This window comes from Pseudooceanicola endophyticus (genome assembly GCF_018760365.1).
Lineage (GTDB): Bacteria > Pseudomonadota > Alphaproteobacteria > Rhodobacterales > Rhodobacteraceae > Pseudooceanicola > Pseudooceanicola endophyticus.
The window spans coordinates 212,855-229,962 of the sequence record NZ_JAHIAB010000001.1 but is presented as its reverse complement, the minus strand read 5'-3'; the positions used below and the strand labels follow the sequence as shown (position 1 = coordinate 229,962).

Annotated in this window: 15 protein-coding genes; 4 read left to right on the top strand and 11 right to left on the bottom strand. The window is 68.0% G+C overall.

The annotated features are described in order from the left end of the window. Positions 1–267: 267 nt before the first annotated feature. The 3 genes from KM176_RS01120 to KM176_RS01110 are packed head-to-tail and all read right to left on the bottom strand — an operon-like array spanning position 268 to position 4,106. A complete protein-coding gene (locus KM176_RS01120; protein WP_160891853.1) occupies positions 268–1,578 on the bottom strand; it encodes a c-type cytochrome in 1,311 nt (436 codons plus the stop codon). Between the two features lie 3 nt (positions 1,579–1,581). After that, positions 1,582–3,357: a GMC family oxidoreductase gene (locus tag KM176_RS01115; protein ID WP_202397708.1), complete on the bottom strand. Its 1,776-nt coding sequence runs from the start codon at positions 3,355–3,357 to the stop codon at positions 1,582–1,584. Positions 3,358–3,374: 17 nt separating this feature from the next. Further along, positions 3,375–4,106: a gluconate 2-dehydrogenase subunit 3 family protein gene (locus KM176_RS01110; protein ID WP_160891851.1), complete on the bottom strand. Its 732-nt coding sequence runs from the start codon at positions 4,104–4,106 to the stop codon at positions 3,375–3,377. A 475-nt stretch (positions 4,107–4,581) separates the two neighbouring features. Between KM176_RS01110 and KM176_RS01105 the strand changes: the two genes are divergently transcribed. Then, complete coding sequence (locus KM176_RS01105; protein ID WP_160891849.1) at positions 4,582–5,610, top strand: LacI family DNA-binding transcriptional regulator; 1,029 nt, start codon at positions 4,582–4,584, stop codon at positions 5,608–5,610. A 15-nt stretch (positions 5,611–5,625) separates the two neighbouring features. Here KM176_RS01105 and KM176_RS01100 read toward each other — a convergent pair whose 3' ends face one another. From KM176_RS01100 to minC, 4 genes are all read right to left on the bottom strand, one after another. After that, positions 5,626–6,606, bottom strand: a complete 981-nt coding sequence (locus tag KM176_RS01100; RefSeq protein ID WP_160891847.1) for a sensor domain-containing diguanylate cyclase — start codon at positions 6,604–6,606, stop codon at positions 5,626–5,628. A gap of 224 nt (positions 6,607–6,830) precedes the next feature. Further along, positions 6,831–7,115, bottom strand: coding sequence for a cell division topological specificity factor MinE (gene minE / locus KM176_RS01095; protein WP_160891845.1), 285 nt, complete (start codon positions 7,113–7,115; stop codon positions 6,831–6,833). Further along, on the bottom strand, positions 7,112–7,963 hold the full coding sequence (gene minD / locus KM176_RS01090; protein WP_160891843.1) for a septum site-determining protein MinD: 852 nt from the start codon (positions 7,961–7,963) through the stop codon (positions 7,112–7,114). The genes minE and minD overlap by 4 nt, the downstream gene beginning before the upstream one ends. Then, positions 7,960–8,733, bottom strand: a complete 774-nt coding sequence (minC, locus tag KM176_RS01085; protein WP_160891841.1) for a septum site-determining protein MinC — start codon at positions 8,731–8,733, stop codon at positions 7,960–7,962. The genes minD and minC overlap by 4 nt, the downstream gene beginning before the upstream one ends. A gap of 482 nt (positions 8,734–9,215) precedes the next feature. Between minC and KM176_RS01080 the strand changes: the two genes are divergently transcribed. Then, on the top strand, positions 9,216–9,692 hold the full coding sequence (locus KM176_RS01080; RefSeq protein ID WP_160891839.1) for a MarR family winged helix-turn-helix transcriptional regulator: 477 nt from the start codon (positions 9,216–9,218) through the stop codon (positions 9,690–9,692). A gap of 27 nt (positions 9,693–9,719) precedes the next feature. Here KM176_RS01080 and KM176_RS01075 read toward each other — a convergent pair whose 3' ends face one another. Continuing rightward, complete coding sequence (locus KM176_RS01075) at positions 9,720–10,364, bottom strand: TetR/AcrR family transcriptional regulator (protein WP_202397707.1); 645 nt, start codon at positions 10,362–10,364, stop codon at positions 9,720–9,722. A 322-nt stretch (positions 10,365–10,686) separates the two neighbouring features. Between KM176_RS01075 and KM176_RS01070 the strand changes: the two genes are divergently transcribed. Further along, on the top strand, positions 10,687–13,167 hold the full coding sequence (locus KM176_RS01070) for a beta-glucosidase (RefSeq protein ID WP_160891837.1): 2,481 nt from the start codon (positions 10,687–10,689) through the stop codon (positions 13,165–13,167). A gap of 134 nt (positions 13,168–13,301) precedes the next feature. On the opposite strand, the gene KM176_RS25245 is transcribed toward KM176_RS01070, so the two are convergent. The 3 genes from KM176_RS25245 to KM176_RS01055 are packed head-to-tail and all read right to left on the bottom strand — an operon-like array spanning position 13,302 to position 16,245. Next, the gene (locus KM176_RS25245; RefSeq protein ID WP_311136127.1) at positions 13,302–13,625 is read right to left on the bottom strand and encodes an FAD-dependent oxidoreductase; all 324 of its coding nucleotides are present in this window, start codon (positions 13,623–13,625) and stop codon (positions 13,302–13,304) included. Continuing rightward, positions 13,592–14,896, bottom strand: coding sequence for an NAD(P)/FAD-dependent oxidoreductase (locus tag KM176_RS01060; RefSeq protein ID WP_160891835.1), 1,305 nt, complete (start codon positions 14,894–14,896; stop codon positions 13,592–13,594). Before KM176_RS01060 ends, KM176_RS25245 begins: the two co-directional genes overlap by 34 nt. Then, a complete protein-coding gene (locus KM176_RS01055) occupies positions 14,896–16,245 on the bottom strand; it encodes a glutamine synthetase family protein (RefSeq protein ID WP_160891833.1) in 1,350 nt (449 codons plus the stop codon). Before KM176_RS01055 ends, KM176_RS01060 begins: the two co-directional genes overlap by 1 nt. A 115-nt stretch (positions 16,246–16,360) precedes the next feature. Between KM176_RS01055 and KM176_RS01050 the strand changes: the two genes are divergently transcribed. Then, positions 16,361–17,029, top strand: coding sequence for a GntR family transcriptional regulator (locus KM176_RS01050; RefSeq protein ID WP_160891831.1), 669 nt, complete (start codon positions 16,361–16,363; stop codon positions 17,027–17,029). Positions 17,030–17,108: the final 79 nt, after the last annotated feature.

The following is a 17,108-nucleotide window of genomic DNA, read 5'->3' as shown; positions in this document are numbered from 1 at the left end:
GGCAAAAAGAAAATGGAATCTCCAGAGTATTCTCCGATAAGAAACGCATTGTGACAAAATGTTGCCGGCGGGCATCATATTCCCAAAACCCGGTTGCATTCTGTGGAGCGGCTCTTGCGATCCAACCGGTTTCGGCACTGGAGCGGGCCGGTTCGGAGGCCGGCAGGGCAAGGCAGGGCAAACGAAAAGATCGCGCCCTGCGGGACAGGGCGCGATCTCGGGGTCTTTCGGGAGAGGGGCGCCGGGGCGTCCCTCCGGTCAGTGGCCTCAGTCGGCAACCTTGATCTGGTCGCGGGCGTCCAGCGCGGCACGCATCGCGCCGACCTGGTCTGCCGACACCGGGGCGGCAGAGTTGCCCCAGCTGTTGCGGACATAGGTCAGGATCTCGGCGATGTCCTTGTCGTCCATCTTCCAGGCGAAGGAGGGCATGCCCGCCGCCGTCTGCGCCGTGTGCGTGTGGGCCGCGCGGGCGCCCTTCAGCATGGCATGAACGAGGTTGGTCGCATCATCGCCCAGCAGGCCGTGGTTGCCCGCGAACGCCGGCACCATGCCGGAGATGCCTTCGCCGTTCAGACCGTGGCAGGCCGAGCAGTTGACCTCGTAGACATCCGCAAGACGCGCGGTCTCGCTGTCGGACATCTTGGGGGCCGTGCCGGGCTTGGTGGCCGAAGCGGGGATCGACTTCAGGTAGGTCGCCACCGCCATCGCGTCATCCGTGGTCAGGTACTGGAGCGAATGCTCCACCGCCTCGGCCATCGGGCCTGCGGCCACGGCCACGCCGTCGCTGCCGGTCGTCAGGTAGGATGCGATGTCCTCGGCCGAGGTGTTGCCCAGGCCGACATGCGGGTTCGAGGTCAGGTCGGGCGCGTACCAGTCACCGAGCGAACCGCCCTGCAGGTAGGCGCTTTCCTTCTCGGCGCTCAGGAAGTTGCGCGGGCTGTGGCAGGCCGAGCAGTGGCCGCCGCCGTCGACGATGTACTTGCCGCGGTTCCAGGCTTCGGACTGCGAAGAATCGGGGGTGAAGCCCTCGTTCTTGAAGAACAGCATGTCCCAGCCCGCCATGGCGAGGCGGATGTTGAACGGGAAGCTCATGCCGCCGTTCTCGTCCACGTCGTGCTTAACCGGCTTGACGGTGGACATGTAGGCCCAGAGGTCATGCATGTCCTGGTCGGTGAACTTGGCATAGGCGGTGTAGGGCATGGCCGGGTACAGCATGCCGTGCGAACCGATGCCCTGACGGACCGCGTTGAAGAAGTCCTTCTCGGTCATGTTGCCGATACCGGTGTCGGTATCGGGCGTGATGTTGGAGGAGACCAGCGTGCCGAAGGGCGTCGCGATCTCGTAGCCACCGGCGAAATCGCCGTCCTCGCGGGTGTGGCAGGCCGCGCAGTCGCCCATGCGCATGACGTATTCGCCACGCTTGATGGCCTCTGCGTCAGAGCTGGTGAACTTGGCCAGGGTGACGGAATCATCTGCCACCGAGGAGCGCGAGGTGTTCAGCGCGCTGTAGGCCCAGCCGCCGGCACCGATGGCTGCCAGGACGACGACGCCGCCCGCGATCTTGATCCACTTTGCCATGGGTTATGCCTTCACCAGCGCGCCGGGGTTCTTCATGTACTCGGTATGGATTGCCTCGGCCGCGCGAATGGCCAGGGCACCGACGGTGACGGTCGGGTTGTAGCCGCCGTTGTTCGGGAAGGCAGAGGCGCCGACGACGAACAGGTTGGGGCAGTCCCAGCTTTGCAGATAGGGGTTCAGCGCCGAACGGGTCGGATCCGCACCGATGACGGCACCGCCGATGGTGTGCGAGCTGTCCTGGCTGTAGGGGTTCCAGCTCTGGTCGGTCTGGCGCTCCAGGTTGATGTCCTTGCCGCCGGCATTGACCATGATTTCCTTGGCCTTGTCGGTGACCCAGTTGGTCATCTTCTTGTCGTTCTCGGCCCAGTCGAAGGTGACGCGCAGCAGCGGCTGGCCGTGGCGGTCCTTGTAGTTCGGGTCGAGCGACAGGTAGTTGCCGCGGGTCGGCATGGAGGTACCCTGGACGAAGATGTTGCCCGCGGTCGAGTAATCGCGCGCATAGGCCTTCTTCCACTCGGAGCCCCAACGCTTGGCACCGCCGCGCAGGCTGTTCATGTGCGCGATCGGACGCCCGTCCGTCGAATAGCCCATGATGCCGCCGCCGCCGATGAAGTCGAGACCGGCGTGGTCGAAGTTGTCGCCGTTGAAGTCGTCGATCTGCACGCCAAGCGCACCCGCACCGATGAACGGGTTCATGTGGCTGTCATCGAAGAAGCCGGTCATCGAGGCGCAGGTCTGGTAGTTGTAGTTGCGCCCGATGGTGCCTTCGCCAGTCGAGGGATCGTAGGGCGTGCCCACTTTCGACAGCAGCATCAGACGGACGTTGTCCATCTGGTAGGCGGTGAAGCAGACCACGTCGGCGGGCTGGAAGACCTCGGTGCCGTCGGCGGTGATGCAGTTCACGCCGGTCAGGGTCTTGCCATCCTCGGACTTCACGCCGTGCAGGACCTCGGTCTCGGTCAGCAGGGTGAAGTTCTTGCGACGCATCAGCGCCGGCAGGATGCAGGCCTGGGGCGAGGACTTGGAGAAGTTGCCGCAGCCGTGGAAGTCGCAGAAGCCGCAGTAGGTGCAGGGACCCATGGTGACGCCAAGGGTGTTGACGTAGCTTTGCGACAGGTTGCCCGCCGGGATGGTGAAGGGGTGGTAGCCCATGTCCTCGACCGTCTTGCGGTACTTGGACATCCAGTAGGTATCCTTCAGCGGCGGCGTCGGGTATTCGCGCTTGCGCGCGCCCTCGAAGACGTTGCCGCCCTTGATCTTCTGGCCGTTGAGGTTGCCTGCCTTGCCCGAGGTGCCCGCGATCCGCTCGAAGCGGTCGTAGTAGGTTTCCATCTCGTCATAGGTGACGCCCCAGTCCTGGACAAAGTCCAGGTCCAGCTCGTTCAGGCGACCGGCGCCGTAGCGTTCCTTGGTCTGCGTCGCCACCTGGAAGTCCCAGGGGGTGAAGCGCCAGGACATGCCGGCCCAGTGGGTGCCGGCGCCGCCGACATCCCAGCCGAACTGGTACGCCGACCAGTTGCGCACGGGGGCCGCGGTCTGACCGGTGTTGTTGCGGAAGGTGGTGGTTTCCACGCTCATCGGCTGAAGCATGTTGCGGCGGGTGTGCCACTTCAGCTCGTCGGGGTCGACGGCGGGGGGGAAGTCGGTCGAGGTGTCGCGCCACTTGCCGCGCTCGATGGCGACAACGTTGAGGCCCGCCCGGGTCAGCTCTTCGGCCATCGTCGAGCCGGCCCAGCCGAACCCGCAGATGACCACATCGGCCTTGGGTCTGGTTTCCATAGTTATTCTCCTGGCCGTCAGTTGCTGGGGATGATGCTGACCGGGGTCAGGCTCAGATCCTGGTCGTGGCGATCCACGTAGGGGCGGTAGTCATACCGCGCACCCGGGAAGCCGATCATCTTCCAGCCGGCCATGTCCTTGTTGCCGCCGTACATCGGGTCGGCAAGGTAGCCTTCGCGCACGTTCTGCAGCATCAGCTCGAAGAAGGCCTGGCCGTTGACGTCCTTGCCCAGATCGAGCTTGCCGGCCTCGAGGTCGGTCAGGATGGCGTCGATGCGGTCGGGCGACAGCGCGCTGAAGGCGGCGCCGTCGGTCTTCTGCGCATAGGCTTCCAGCGCCTTCAGACCGGTGTTGTAACGCTCGCGCGGGGTGCTGAGGAACTGCGGAGAGCCCATGATGGCTTCCTCGTTCTCCGGGCGCAGCGGCCCTTCCAGGTACAGCGCCTTGCCGGAGCCGTAGTCGCCGGCCAGCTGATCGTCCAGGAACTCCAGGCAACCGGCTTCGCTGGCCGAGGGGCCCAGCTCGTCGGAGGGGATCAGACGGTCGAACACGGCCTTCACGGTGGCACGGTCCGTATCGTCGGTCAGCACCTGGAAGGCGCCGCCGCGGCGGGCCGGGGTGGGCATGTTGTCGGCAGACAGGGCGGTCTGTGCGGGAACGCCGTGCAACTCGGCAGCCTTGGCGCTGGAGGCAAGGCCCCCTGCTGCAGCCATGGAGCCGAGCGAGAACAGGGCTTCTCTTCGGTTCATCGGGACACCTCTTTAACTACGCCGCGCCCGCGGTTGGCTAGAAAGCGACCCTGTGGCAAATCGCCGCAAGGGCGCCCTTGCCGAAACAGGGGCGTAGCGCGTTTATCTCACGAAATGGCCGCATAAGCGACCCTGACATCCGGGGGAGGGACCCTTTCGGGCCGGATGCCGGGCTCGAAGGGCGGTTACATCCTGCGGCGCCGGAGACAGTTGGAGGATAACGTCTGGCGTCTGCTGGAACAGTATACGGCGGTATGTTGTCGCAGGTCCGCCCACAAGTCGTCACGAAGGATGCCGCCGCGCCGTCCGAACCTTTCCGTCAAGGTGAGGGGAAATGAGGGATTTCCCCCATCACATTGACGTGCCTCTTGCGGTATCCCACACGTTTAAGCTGTTGCTTGTGCGTGGCGGTTTGCTACTAGCTACGCTCTGGGAAGGAGGGGGCAGGACGCACGTCAGCGAAGGAAGTGACAGTTTGAGCGCACGCATCACCATTGCGGACCTGGCCCGCGAAGCCCATGTCAGCGTGTCCACGATCGACCGGATCCTCAGTGGTCGGGGCCGGGTGAAGCCCGCCACGGTCAGTCATGTTCTGGCCACCGCCGAGCGGATCGGCTTCCACGCCGTCGGATCGATTCGCAGCCGGCGCGACACTGCGGTTCCGGTGCGCACCCTGGGCTTCCTGCTGAACGACCGGGCGCGGCAGTTCTATCAGGCCCTGGCGCATCAGATCACCCGCGACGTCGCCTCCCAGACCGGCATCCAGGGCCGGGCCGTGTTTTCCCATGTCGCCGATCTGGATCCGGCCCGCACCGCCGAGGCGCTGCTGGCGCTTGGCGAAAAATGCGATGCCATCGCGGCGGTCTGCATCGACCATCCCAAGGTGAACATGGCGATCGAGGAACTGGCGGCGCGCGGCGTGCCGGTGCTGGCGATGCTTTCCGACATCTCCTCGGCGCGGCGGCGCGGCTTCATCGGGTCGAACGACTGGCAGCTGGGGCGCTCGGCCGGATGGTTCGCCCGCGGGCTCTGCCCGAAGGGCGGCAAGGTCGCCCTGGTGCCGGGCAGCGCGCGCTACGTCTGCCAGCAGTCCATGGCCGCCGCCTTCCGCGCCTTCATGAGCGAGCTGTCGGTGCCGCATTTCACCATCGTCGAGGCGCCGCCGACCCAAGAAAGCGATGCCCGCGCCGAACAGGTGGTCACGGCGCTGCTGCGCGACCATCCGGACCTGTCGGCGCTGTTCCTGACCGGGGGCGGGCTGGCCGGGGCGGCGCGGGCGCTGCGGGCGCGCAGCGGGCCCACGGTGCTGATCGGCAACGAGCTGACCGAGGAGACCCGGGGCCTGCTGATCGGCGGCGAGATCGACATGATCCTGGCCCATCCCGCCGAACGTATCGCGCGCGAGACGGTGCGGGCGCTGGTGGCGCTGCTGGACGAGGGCGACAGCCCGATGCCGGTGCAGAAGGTGCTGCCCTTCGACGTGCTGATCGGCGAGAACTGCTGAGCCCCGGGCGCGGGCTCAGGCCACCCGGCAGAGGTTGCGCCCGTCCATCTTGGCCCGGTAGAGCAGGGCATCCGCCGCACTCAGCCAGTCTTCGATGCCGGTGATCCCCGGGGTCAGCCCGGCGACCCCGAAACTGGCGGTGACATGCAGCATCCCGCCCTCGACCCTGAGCAGCCGGCCCGAGATCGCGGCGCGCAGCCGTTCGGCCAGCGCCAGGGCGCCCTCGGTGTCGGTCAGCGGCAGCAGGGCGGCGAATTCCTCGCCGCCGATGCGGGCCAGCAGGTCGGCCTCGCGCAGCTCGGCAAAGCAGGTCTGGGCGACCTCGCGCAGCACCAGGTCGCCCGAGGCATGGCCATGGGTGTCGTTGATCCGCTTGAAATGGTCGATGTCCATCAGCAGCAGCGCCGCCGGCATCCCGTCGCGCCGGCTCTCGGCGATTTCGCGTTCGGCGGCCTCCATCCAGCCGCGCCGGGTCATCGCCCCGGTCAGCGCATCGCTGTGGGCGATCTGGCGCAGTTCGAGTTCGCTCATCACCAGCCGGGCAAAGCCCTTGAGGGTGGCGATCTCGGCCTCGGTGAAGCTGCGCGGGCGGGTGTCGAGCGCGCAGAGCGAGCCCAGCACGTAGCCGTCGGGGCTTTCAAGGGGAATCCCGAGGTAGCTGCGGATGCCGATCTCTCCGGTCACGGCCTCCAGGTCGCGGACGCGGGCGTCCTGGGTCGCGTCCGGGATCATCATCGGTTCGAAGGTCTGGATCGTCAGGGTGCAGAAGGACCGGTCGCGCGGCACGCCACGGATCTTCAGCCCGACCGCAGATTTCAGCCAGACCCGGTCGCGGTCGACCAGGCTGACATGGGCCATCGGCACGCCCAGCACGGTGCACACCAGCGCGGTGATCCGGTCGAAGGGCGCCTCGGGCGGCGTGTCCAGGATGGCGGTGCGCCTCAGCGCGGCCAGGCGTCCGGCCTCGTCATCCAGCTTGCGTCTGTCTCTACCCATGGCGCGTCCCCGTCACCGGCGGCTCTGTCTGGCCGGAGCGGCTCCGACGGCACCGGGGCTGGGTCCGCCCGGGATCGCGGCGGCCTTGGGGCCGTCTTGGGCGATCCGGCGCGCGCGGTCTGCGCGCGGGTGCGGAGGGGTCAGCCGCACCGGCAGAGCACGGCGCGAGATGCTGTCCGAAGACATATCACGCGCCGCACCTGCGGATCAATCGGCGAAGGCCCTCAGGCCTTCGCAGCTTCTTCCTTCGGCTTGCCGCTGGGCACTTCGATGTTGATCTCGAGGCTCGACAGCTCGTTGCCGCGTTCCATCCGGATCTCGACATCGTCCTGCTCGACCTGGATGTACTTCTTCACGACCTCGATGATGTCGCGCTGAAGCTGGGGCAGGTAGTCCGGCGTGCCGCTGCCGCTGGAGCGTTCGTGCGCCAGCAGGATCTGAAGACGGTCCTTGGCGGTTTCGGCCGAACCTTTCTTGCGGGGCTTGAAGCTGAATCCGAATAGACTCATGCCGTGCGCCCGAACAGTCGGCTGAAGAACCCGGGACGACGCTCTGCCTCGACGCGCATGTCGACCTTCTTGCCGGTCAGGCGCGCCACGGCATCCTCATAGGCGGCCTTGGCGGCGGAATGGTCTTCCAGCAGCGTGATCGGAGAGCCCACGTTGGAGGCGCGCAGCACCGCCTGGCTTTCCGGGATGATGCCCAGCAGCGGCACGGCCAGGATCTCCAGCACGTCCTCGACGGTCATCATCTCGCCCTTGTCGATGCGGCCCTGGTCGTGGCGGGTCAGCAGGACCTGCGCCTTGACGGCCTCCTTCTCGCCCTCGGCGCGCTTGGTGCGCGAGGACAGTAGGCCCAGCATCCGGTCGCTGTCGCGCACCGAGGACACCTCGGGGTTGGTCACCACGACGGCCTCGTCGGCGAAATACATCGCCATCTGGGCGCCGCGCTCGATGCCGGCGGGGCTGTCGCAGATGATGTAGTCGAACTCTTCACGCAGTTCGCCGAGGACCTTCTCGACGCCTTCCTCGGTCAGCGCATCCTTGTCGCGGGTCTGCGAGGTCGGCAGGATGTAGAGGTTCTCTTCGCGCTTGTCCTTGATCAGCGCCTGCTTCAGACGTGCATCGCCCTGGATGACGTTGATGAAGTCGAAGACCACGCGGCGTTCGCAGCCCATGATCATGTCGAGGTTGCGCAGGCCCACATCGAAGTCGATGACCACGGTCTTGTGGCCCAGCCGTGCCAGCCCGGCCGAGATCGCCGCGGCCGAGGTCGTCTTGCCGACCCCGCCCTTGCCGGAGGTGATCACGATGATCTTCCCCAGAGGCGCCTTCTTCTTTTCCTTGTCTTTCGTCATCCGAGCGCCTCCATGCGCAGTCTGTCGTCGTCGAGAAAGATCTGCACGGCCTTCTTGCGCAGAGCCGCTTCGATCGTGTCGCTGGTCCGGTAGAGACCGGCGATCGCCAGCAGCTCGGCATCGAGATGCTGGCAGAAGATGCGGGCGTCCTCGTCACCATGGACGCCGGCCATGGCCCGGCCCCGCAGCGGGCCGTAGACGTGGATGTTGCCCGCGGCGACCAGTTCCGCCCCCGAGGCCACGGAGCCCAGGATGGTCAGGTCGCCATGTTCGGCAACCACCGTCTGGCCCGAACGCACGGGCGCGGTGATCAGCTTGTTCTCGGTCGCCGGGCGCGGCGCGGGGGCCGGCGCGTCGGGGGCCGAGGCGGGGGCGGCCGCCGGGGCCCGGCGGGCCTCGGGCAGGGGGGCCTCGCGGCCGTTGGCAATCGGGATCAGCCCCAGGGCGTCGGTGACGCGGCGCTGCGCATCCCCGGCATTCTGGACCCCGAAGACCTGAAGCCGGCGCTGGCGCAGCTCATCGACCAGGCGATGGATCTGCTCGGGCTGGACGAAGGCGGGGGCCTTCTCGAAATCCAGCACCATGGGCGCGCCCGTGAAGAATTGGGGGGTCTGCTGCAGCTGCGCGTCCAGCGCGCTGTAAAACCCGTCATCGGCCTGATCGGTCTCGATCCGCAGGGCGATCGCGGTCAGGAACCGTCCTCGGACCTGGAACGGACGGACGCTGGCCGGAGAGGATGTTCCGCTGTCCCTCGCGTCATGTGTTGGCACTGTTTAACTGTGCTCCTGCTCTCGTACTGTGCCGCGGTGGGTCCACGGCTTGTCATCTTGTCGACTCGCATGGTGCGGCGCGGTGGCCGCCTTGAAAACACGTTCCTGTCAGAGTGGGCAACATTCTGCCAGCGGCTTTCCCCCGCCCTGATGGCCTGTCGCAGGCGATCATGCAATCCCCTCGACGCCCCCGGCGGCGTTCCGGCAACATGCCACCGCCTGCCCCTGGGGCCGATTGTTGCCGATGGCCGCCCGGCGGTCCTGTTACCGGACCGGGGCGGGTGTTTCCGGCCCCGCACCTTGCGCTGTCTCCTCCCACGGCGGCAGGCTAGCGGCAACGGGCCGCTCCTGTCGATGGGAAAGGGGGCCGGCGCGTCGGGATGGCGCGGCGGACGCGTCTTTACAGGGCAGGGCGGGGGGCCTATCTGCGATACAGGCCCGGGCTGTATCCGCCCGCCGCCTGCAACCTGCCGGAGAGGTCCATGACGACCAATGGCAAGAAACGCATCGGCCTGCTGACCCAGGAGGCCGCCGGCCTGCTCAAGCGCGCCTTCGAACGCGAGGCGCGACCCTACCGGCTGACCCTGCTGCAATGGCGCATCCTGGGCGCCCTGGGAGAGCGGGATGGCCAGACCCAGACCGAGCTGGGCCAGGAGCTGCGCACCGGGGCGATGACGATCAGCGACGTGGTCGAGCGGCTGGAGGGCATGGCGCTGGTCCGCCGCGAGGTCGATCCCGGCGACAGCCGCGCCAAGCGGGTGCACCTGACCGAGAAGGGCGCGGCGCTGCGCCGGCGGATGCGCGACAAGGCCGAGCGGGTCTATGGCCAGGCGCTGGACGGCCTGACCCCCGCCGAGATCGCCGCCACCGAAGAGGTGCTGCGGCGGATTTCGGACAACCTGCTGGGCCAGACCGGCCCCGCACCCCGATCCGGGCGGCGGCCCGGGGGAGAGGGCTAGGCGTCAGCTCTGCCGCGCGGCGCGCGCTCAGGCGCGGTGCGTCTCGATGAAGTGGCGGGCATAGGCCTCGAAGATGCCGCTCAGGTCGAAGGCGGTGCCGGCGCGCAGCCATTGGATTTGCAGGCCGTCCATCACCGCCATCACCTCTGCGGCCAGGGCCTCGGGGTCGCGGTCGGGCTTCAGCGTGCCCTCGGCCAGGCCGCGCCGGAAGGCACGCGCCATCAGGCCGCGGGTTTCCTCGGTTCGGGCGGCGAACCAGGCGGCGGCGGGGTGGTCCTCGGTCAGGCTTTCCACCGACAGCAGAGAGAAGGCGCGCACCACACCGGGCACGGTTTCGTTGTAGCGCGCCACCTGGATCAGCGAGTCCAGCGTGCCCAGCCAGCTGTCGTCGATCACCGGAAAGCGCGTGCGCATGTCGGTGTCGCGCTGTTCCAGCACGGCGATCAGCAGGTCCACCTTGCGGGGGAAATGGTGCAGCAGGCCGGGCAGGGTCAGCCCCACCGCCTCGGCCACTGCCGCGAAGGAGGCGTTCTGGTAGCCCGCCCTGCCGAAGATCTCCATCGCCGCGTCGACGATCTGGGCGCGCCGCTTCTGGCCCTTGCGGTAGCTGCCGCGGGCGCCGGGGCCGCTGGCGGGGGTGCCCGGGGCCGGGCCGGGCTGTTCGCTGTTCATGGCACTGTCCTTCTGCCGATACCGCCCTCGGGCCGAGGGCCGGAAGTGTCCCCGCGCGCCTGTGAAAGTCAACCGCGATGGCGCCCGCGCGGCCTCCCGCCCCCGGGTCGCAGGGCGGCGCCGACCCCCTTTACACAAAAACCTACTGATGTATAGGTTTTGTCAGGCGCCGCGCGGCGACGCCTCCGGTTGCCTCCCGGCGGTCCCGTGACCTTCCCGCACGGGCTGCCGCTCTGGTCGCGGGCCGTGCGTCCCTGTCGGATGGCCCGCGATCCATTGCCCCCGCCCGGCGTGTCCGGGCCCGAAGACCTCAGGAGAGTTCATGAGCAAGGATTACCCTTCCCGCACGCCGGTCGACATCGCCGCCCTGCTGGACGCGCTGACCCCCGAAGAGCAGGTGTCGCTGCTGGCGGGCGCGGATTTCTGGACCACCGAGCCGGTGGCGCGGCTGGGCATTCCCAAGCTCAAGGTCTCGGACGGGCCGAACGGCGCGCGCGGGGCCGGCGGCCTGACCAACGGCACGAAGGCGGCGGCCTTCCCCTGCGCCATCGCGCTTGGCGCGTCGTGGAATGTCGCGGCGGCGCGCGAAATGGGCTGCGAACTGGCCGCCGAGACGCGCTCCAAGGGGGCGCGGGTGCTGCTGGCGCCGACCGTGAACATCCACCGCTCGGGTCTGAACGGGCGCAACTTCGAATGCTATTCCGAGGATCCGATGCTGACCTCGGCGCTGGCGGTGGCCTATATCGAGGGGCTTCAGGCCCAGGGCGTCGGCGCCACGATCAAGCATTTCGTCGCCAACGACAGCGAGATCGAGCGCCAGACCATCTCCTCGGACGTGGACGAGCGCACGCTGCGCGAGATCTACCTGGCGCCCTTCGAGGCGGCGGTGAAGAAGGCCGGCGTCTGGGCGGTGATGACCGGCTACAACCGGCTGAACGGCGTGCACATGGATGCTCATAAATGGGCCATGACCGAGGTCGCCCGCGAACAGTGGGGCTATGACGGCATCTTCATGTCGGACTGGTTCGGCACCAATTCCACGGCAGAGTCGATCAACGCCGGCCACGACCTTGAGATGCCGGGCCCCAGCCGCTACCGCGGCGCCCGCCTGCTGACGGCGATGGAGGCCGGAGAGGTCGCGCCCGAAACCGTGCGCGCCGCCTGCGCCCGGCTGCTGAAGCTGTTCGAACGCGTCGGCGCCTTCGAAAGCGAGGGCCCGGAAGAAGAGGTCACCCGCGATCTGCCCGAGACCCGCGCGCTGATCCGGCGCCTGGGCGCCGAGGGTGCGGTGCTGCTGAAGAACGACGGGATCCTGCCGCTGGCGGGCGCCCCCTCGGTCGCGGCGATCGGGCCCAATGCCGCCGTGGCGCGGATCATGGGCGGCGGGTCGGCGCAGATCAACGCGCCCTACCGCGTCAGCCCGCTGGAGGGGCTGCGCGCCGCCCTGGGTGCCGACAAGGTCGCCACCGCTCCGGGCTGCGGCAACAACCGCCTGATCGAGGTGCTGAAGGGCGATCTTAAGCTGTCGTTCTTCCGGGGCCGTTCCTTCGAGGGCGCGCCGATGCACACCCTGAGCGAGCAGGAGGCGAATTTCTTCTGGTTCGACCTGCCGGTCGAGGATTTCGATCAGGACAATTTCTCGGTCCGGATCGAGACCCGCTTCACCCCCGCCGAAAGCGGCACCTACGTGGCCGGTCTGGTGAATGCGGGCTTTGCGCGCGCCTATGTCGACGGGCAGGAGATCATCGACGGAGAGACCGGCTGGCAGAAGGGCATGAACTTCTTCGGGCTGGCCAATGACGAGCAGCGCGGCACGGTGGAGCTGGAGGCGGGGCGCAGCTATGAGCTGCGGATCGACTACTATTCGCCCGATCATCCTGATGACGGGATCACCGTGCGGGCGCTGCGCTTCGGCATCGAGAAGCCGACCGGACAGGCCGAGATCGACGCCGCCGTCGCCCTTGCGGGGGCGCGCGACGTGGCGCTGCTGTTTGTGGGGCGCAATGAGGAATGGGACAGCGAGGGCCACGACCTGCCGCATATGGATCTGCCCGGCGATCAGGGCGCGCTGATCGAGGCGGTGGCGGCGGTCAACCCCAACACCGTCGTGGTCCTCCAGACCGGCGGCCCGGTCGAGATGCCCTGGCTCGACAAGGTGAAGGCCGTGGTGCAGTTCTGGTATCCCGGCCAGGAGGTCGGTCATGCCATGGCGGATGTCCTGCTGGGCAAGGTGGGCCCGGGCGGACGTCTGCCGCAGAGCTTCCCTGTCGCGATGAAGGACAACGGCGCCTGGACGCAGGCGGCGATCTCCTATCCCGGGGAGGGCGGCCATGTGCGCTATGACGAGGGGGTCTTCGTCGGCTACCGCTTCCACGACAGCCGCAAGGTGCCCGTGCTGTTCCCCTTCGGCCACGGCCTGAGCTACACCCGCTTCGGCTGGAGCACGGCGCAGGTGTCGTCCACCAAGATGACGGCGGCGGGTGTGACCCTGTCGCTGGAGGTGACGAACTCCGGCGACCGGGCCGGTGCGGAGGTCGTGCAACTCTACGTGACCCCGGCGGAAGCGCCGGTGGCGCGCCCCGAGAAGGAGCTGCGCGGCTTTGCCAAGCTGGCGCTGGCACCGGGGGAAAGCGGCCTGGCCGAGATCACGGTGACGGCCCGGGAGCTGGCCTTCTTCGATGTCGCGAAGGGCGGCTGGTCGGCGCCTGCGGGACGCTACGGGCTGGTTGTGGCCTCCAGCGCCGAAGCGGTGCAGGAGCGGCTGGAGATCACCCTGGCCGAGGACTGGTTCGAACCGGCCTGAGCGCGGTTTCGGCAGGAGGAGGGGCCCGTCGGAGCGATCCGGCGGGCCTTTTCGCTGCGGCGACCGGGGAGGGGGCGCTGCCCCCGCGCCTTGCGGCGCTCCCCCGAGGTATTTGGAACAAGAAAATGGAGAGGTCAGAAGCGGGTGGCGGCGTAGGGGGCGGCCATGGGCGTCACGTCGGTCAGGGCGAAGGCGCCGGCATTGCCCTGGCTTGCGCCGGCGCAGATGCCGGCGCGATCGAACAGGGTGACGGCATGGCCGTCCTTTAGCAGGGTAAGGGCCGTGGAGACGCCGATCACGGCGCCGCCGATGATGCCTCTCCGTCCGGGTGTGCCCAAGGCCGCGCAGGGGCGCGCAGGCCGGTCGATGGGCGCGGGGAGTGGGCGGGCGGCGCAGGGCCGCCCCTGCCCAAGCTTCGGGCGGATCAGACGCCCAGCCGGTCGCGCAGCGAATACCACCAGGCGCCCATCACCGTGTAGGGCACGCGGAAGGTGCGGCCTCCGGGGAAGGGGATCCAGGGCAGTGCGGCGAAGGTGTCGAAGCGGGTGGTGTCGCCATGGATCGCCTCGGCCAGGATCTTGCCGTACATGTGCGAGCCGGTGATGCCGTGGCCGCTGTAGCCTTGCGCGAAATAGGTGGCGGGGCCGAGGCGCCCCATCTGCGGTACCCGGCTGAAGGACAGGGCGAAGTTGCCCGACCAGGCGTGGTCGATCTGCACATCCGCAAGCTGCGGGAAGACGCGGGCCAGGTTGCCGATCAGGCTTTTGCGGATGTCCGCCGGGTCGCGCCCGCCATAGACCACGCCGCCGCCGAACAGCAGCCGGTGATCGGCGGACATGCGGTAGTAATCGAGGACATAGCGCAGGTCCTCGACACAGGTGTCGGCGGGCATCAGCTCGCGTGCCAGTGCCTCGCCCAGGGGTTTCGTGGCCATCACCTGGGTCGAGACCGGCATCACCCGGTTTGCCAGCGCGGGCACGGCGTTGCCGAGGTAGGCATTCCCGGCCAGCACCAGGATGCGGGCGGTGACCTGGCCGTCGGCGGTGCGCACCACGGGGCGCGCGGCGTCGGTATCGACGGAAAGCACGGCGGAGTGTTCGTGGATCGTGCCGCCCAGGCTTTCCAGCGCTGCCGCCTCGCCCAGGGCGAGGTTCAGCGGGTGCATGTGGCCGCCCATGTGGTCGATCATGCCGCCGGTGTAGAGATCGCTTTTGACGTGCCGCGACAGGGCCTCGCGGTCCAGCATCTCAAGGCAGTTGAGGCCATAGCCCTGCCAGAGCTCGAGCATTTCCTCGAGCTCCTTCATGTGGCGACCGTTCATCGCGGTGAAGACGTTGCCGGGCTTCAGGTCGCACTGGATGCCGTAGGTGGCGACGCGTTCGCGGATGATGTTGCCGCCCTCCAGCGCCAGGCCGGCGACGAAGCGGGCGGTATCGGCACCGTAGCGGCGCCCGATAGTCTGCAGGCTGGCGTTCAGCCCGTTGACAATCTGCCCGCCGTTGCGCCCCGAGGCGCCCCAGCCGACGCGGGCGCCTTCCAGAAGCGTCACCTTGTAGCCCTTCTCGGCCAGGTGCAGCGCGGTGGAGAGGCCCGAATAGCCGGCGCCGACGACGCAGACATCGGCCTCGATCGCGCCTTTCAGGGCCGGACGTTCGGGGGCGGGGTTGGCGGAGGCAGCATAGTAGCTGCCGGTGTGTTCGCCGTTTCCGGCGTAGCTGGCGGGGGCCATCAGACGGACTCCAGATAGCTGTGATATTCGAAATCGGTGACGTGGCGGGTGAAGCGGCCCAGTTCCTGCTGCTTGCACTGCACGAACATCCGTTGCAGGCGGCGGGCGTAGATCTGGCCGACCAGCTGGCCGCGGGCAAAGCTTTCGATGGCCGAGGCCCAGTCGGGCGGCAGGTGGTCGAGGTCCTGGGAATAGGCATCGCCGATGACGGGGGGCGGGGGCACCATATCGCGCTCGATGCCCACCAGCGCGCCGCCCAGGATCGAGGCCAGCACCAGGTAGGGGTTGGCGTCGGCCCCGGCGACGCGGTGTTCGATCCGGCGGGCCTTCGGGCTGCCGCCGGGGATGCGGATCGCGGTGGTGCGGTTTTCATAGCCCCAGGCAATGGCCGAAGGCGCGTGCGCCCCGGGCAGCAGGCGGCGGAACGAATTCTCGTGCGGGGCCCAGACCAGCGTGTTCTCGTGCATCGTGGCCAGCAGGCCGGCGACGGCGTTCAGCAGGATCGGGCTGCCATCGGGGCCGCCGTTGTCGAAGACGTTGCGCCCGGTCTCGTCCTGAAGCGAGAAGTGGACATGCATGCCGCTGCCCGCGCGCGCGCCATAGGGTTTCGCCATGAAGGTGGCGGCAAAGCCGTGGCGGCGCGCGATGCCGCGCACCAGGCGCTTGAAGAGGACCGCATCATCGGCGGCCTCCATGGCGTCGGCGACGTGCAGCAGGTTGATCTCGAACTGGCCGGCGCCGTTTTCGCTGATCGCGGCATCGGCGGGGATGCCCTGGGCACGGCAGGCGTCGTAGACCTCGTTCAGGAAGGCGTCGAAATGCTGAAGTTCGTCCAGCGACAGGGCGCCGTCGCTGTCCAGACGCTTGCCGGTGACCGGAGAGCAGGGCGGCTGCGGCGCGGCCTCGGAGGGGTCGCAGACGTAGAATTCCAGTTCGGTGGCGACGACCGGGGTCAGGCCAAGCTTCTTGTAGCGCGCCACGATATCGGCCAGCGCCCGGCGCGGATCGCCGGCGAAGGGGGTGCCGTCCTCCTCGCGCATCCAGAGCTGGGCGAAGGCCGCGGGGCGGGACGTCCAGTCCACCGGGGACAGGGAGCGCCCGGTGAAATCGCACAGCCCGTCTGCATCGCCGGTGTCGAAGACCAGGTCGTTGCCCTCGATATCCTCGCCCCAGACGTCCATCGACAGAAGCGACAGCGGCATCCGCAGGCTGCCGTCGACGATCTTGTCGATCTGTTCCGCCGGCACGCGCTTGCCACGCATCACCCCGTTCAGATCGCAGATGCAGGCGAAGATCGTCTCGATCTCCGGGCGTTCCGCCAGCCAGCGCTCGGCTTCGGCCTTGTCCATTTTCAACTCCCCGGGGGTAATTTGTGATAGCTTTTTTCAGTATGTGATAGCATTATGAATCGAGTCAAGCGGAGACCCCTTGGCACGCATCCTTGCCGCACGAGGTGAACGGAAAATGAGCCAAATCCCCGATGTGCCCCATGATGCCGGGCTCACCGTTCAGGATTATGCCTATGCGCGGCTGCGCAACGCGATCCTGCTGGGGGCCTTGCCGCCGGGCACGGCGCTGACCTTCCGGGGGCTGGCCGAGGCGCTCTCGCTCAGTCCGACGCCGATCCGGGAGGCGGTGCGGCGGCTGCATTCCGAACAGGCCATCGACGTGCTGGGCAACCGCCGCCTTCAGGTGCCGCAGATGGATGCCGCCCGTTTCGAGGAGCTGGTGCGCCTGCGCCTGACGCTGGAGGGCCACGCCGCCGAGCGCGCCTTCCCCTGGCTGTCCGATGTCGTCATCGACGAGCTGACGGCCACGGATCTTGCGATGGACTCGGCGGTGGCGCGCGGCGATCTGGATGCGCTGACCCAGCTGAACCAGGCCTTCCACAAGCGGCTTTACGGTCTGAACCCGAACCAGCCCGCCCTGCCGATGATCGAGAGCATCTGGCTGCAACTGGGGCCGTTCCAGCGCCAGGTGCTGAACTCCTACGACGTGACCATCGCCAAGGATCACCACAAGGAGATGCTGGCGGCGATGCGGGCGCGCGATCTGACGGTGATGCGCCGCGCGCTTGAGGACGACATCCGCGATGGCTCCATGGATGCGGGGCTGCGGCTGCTGCGGGGCTGAGCGCTTGGGCAGCCGCCCGGCCATCTTCCTGATCTCTCCGGGGTTTCCCGACGCCGCCCATTGAGGCCCGCCCCCGGGA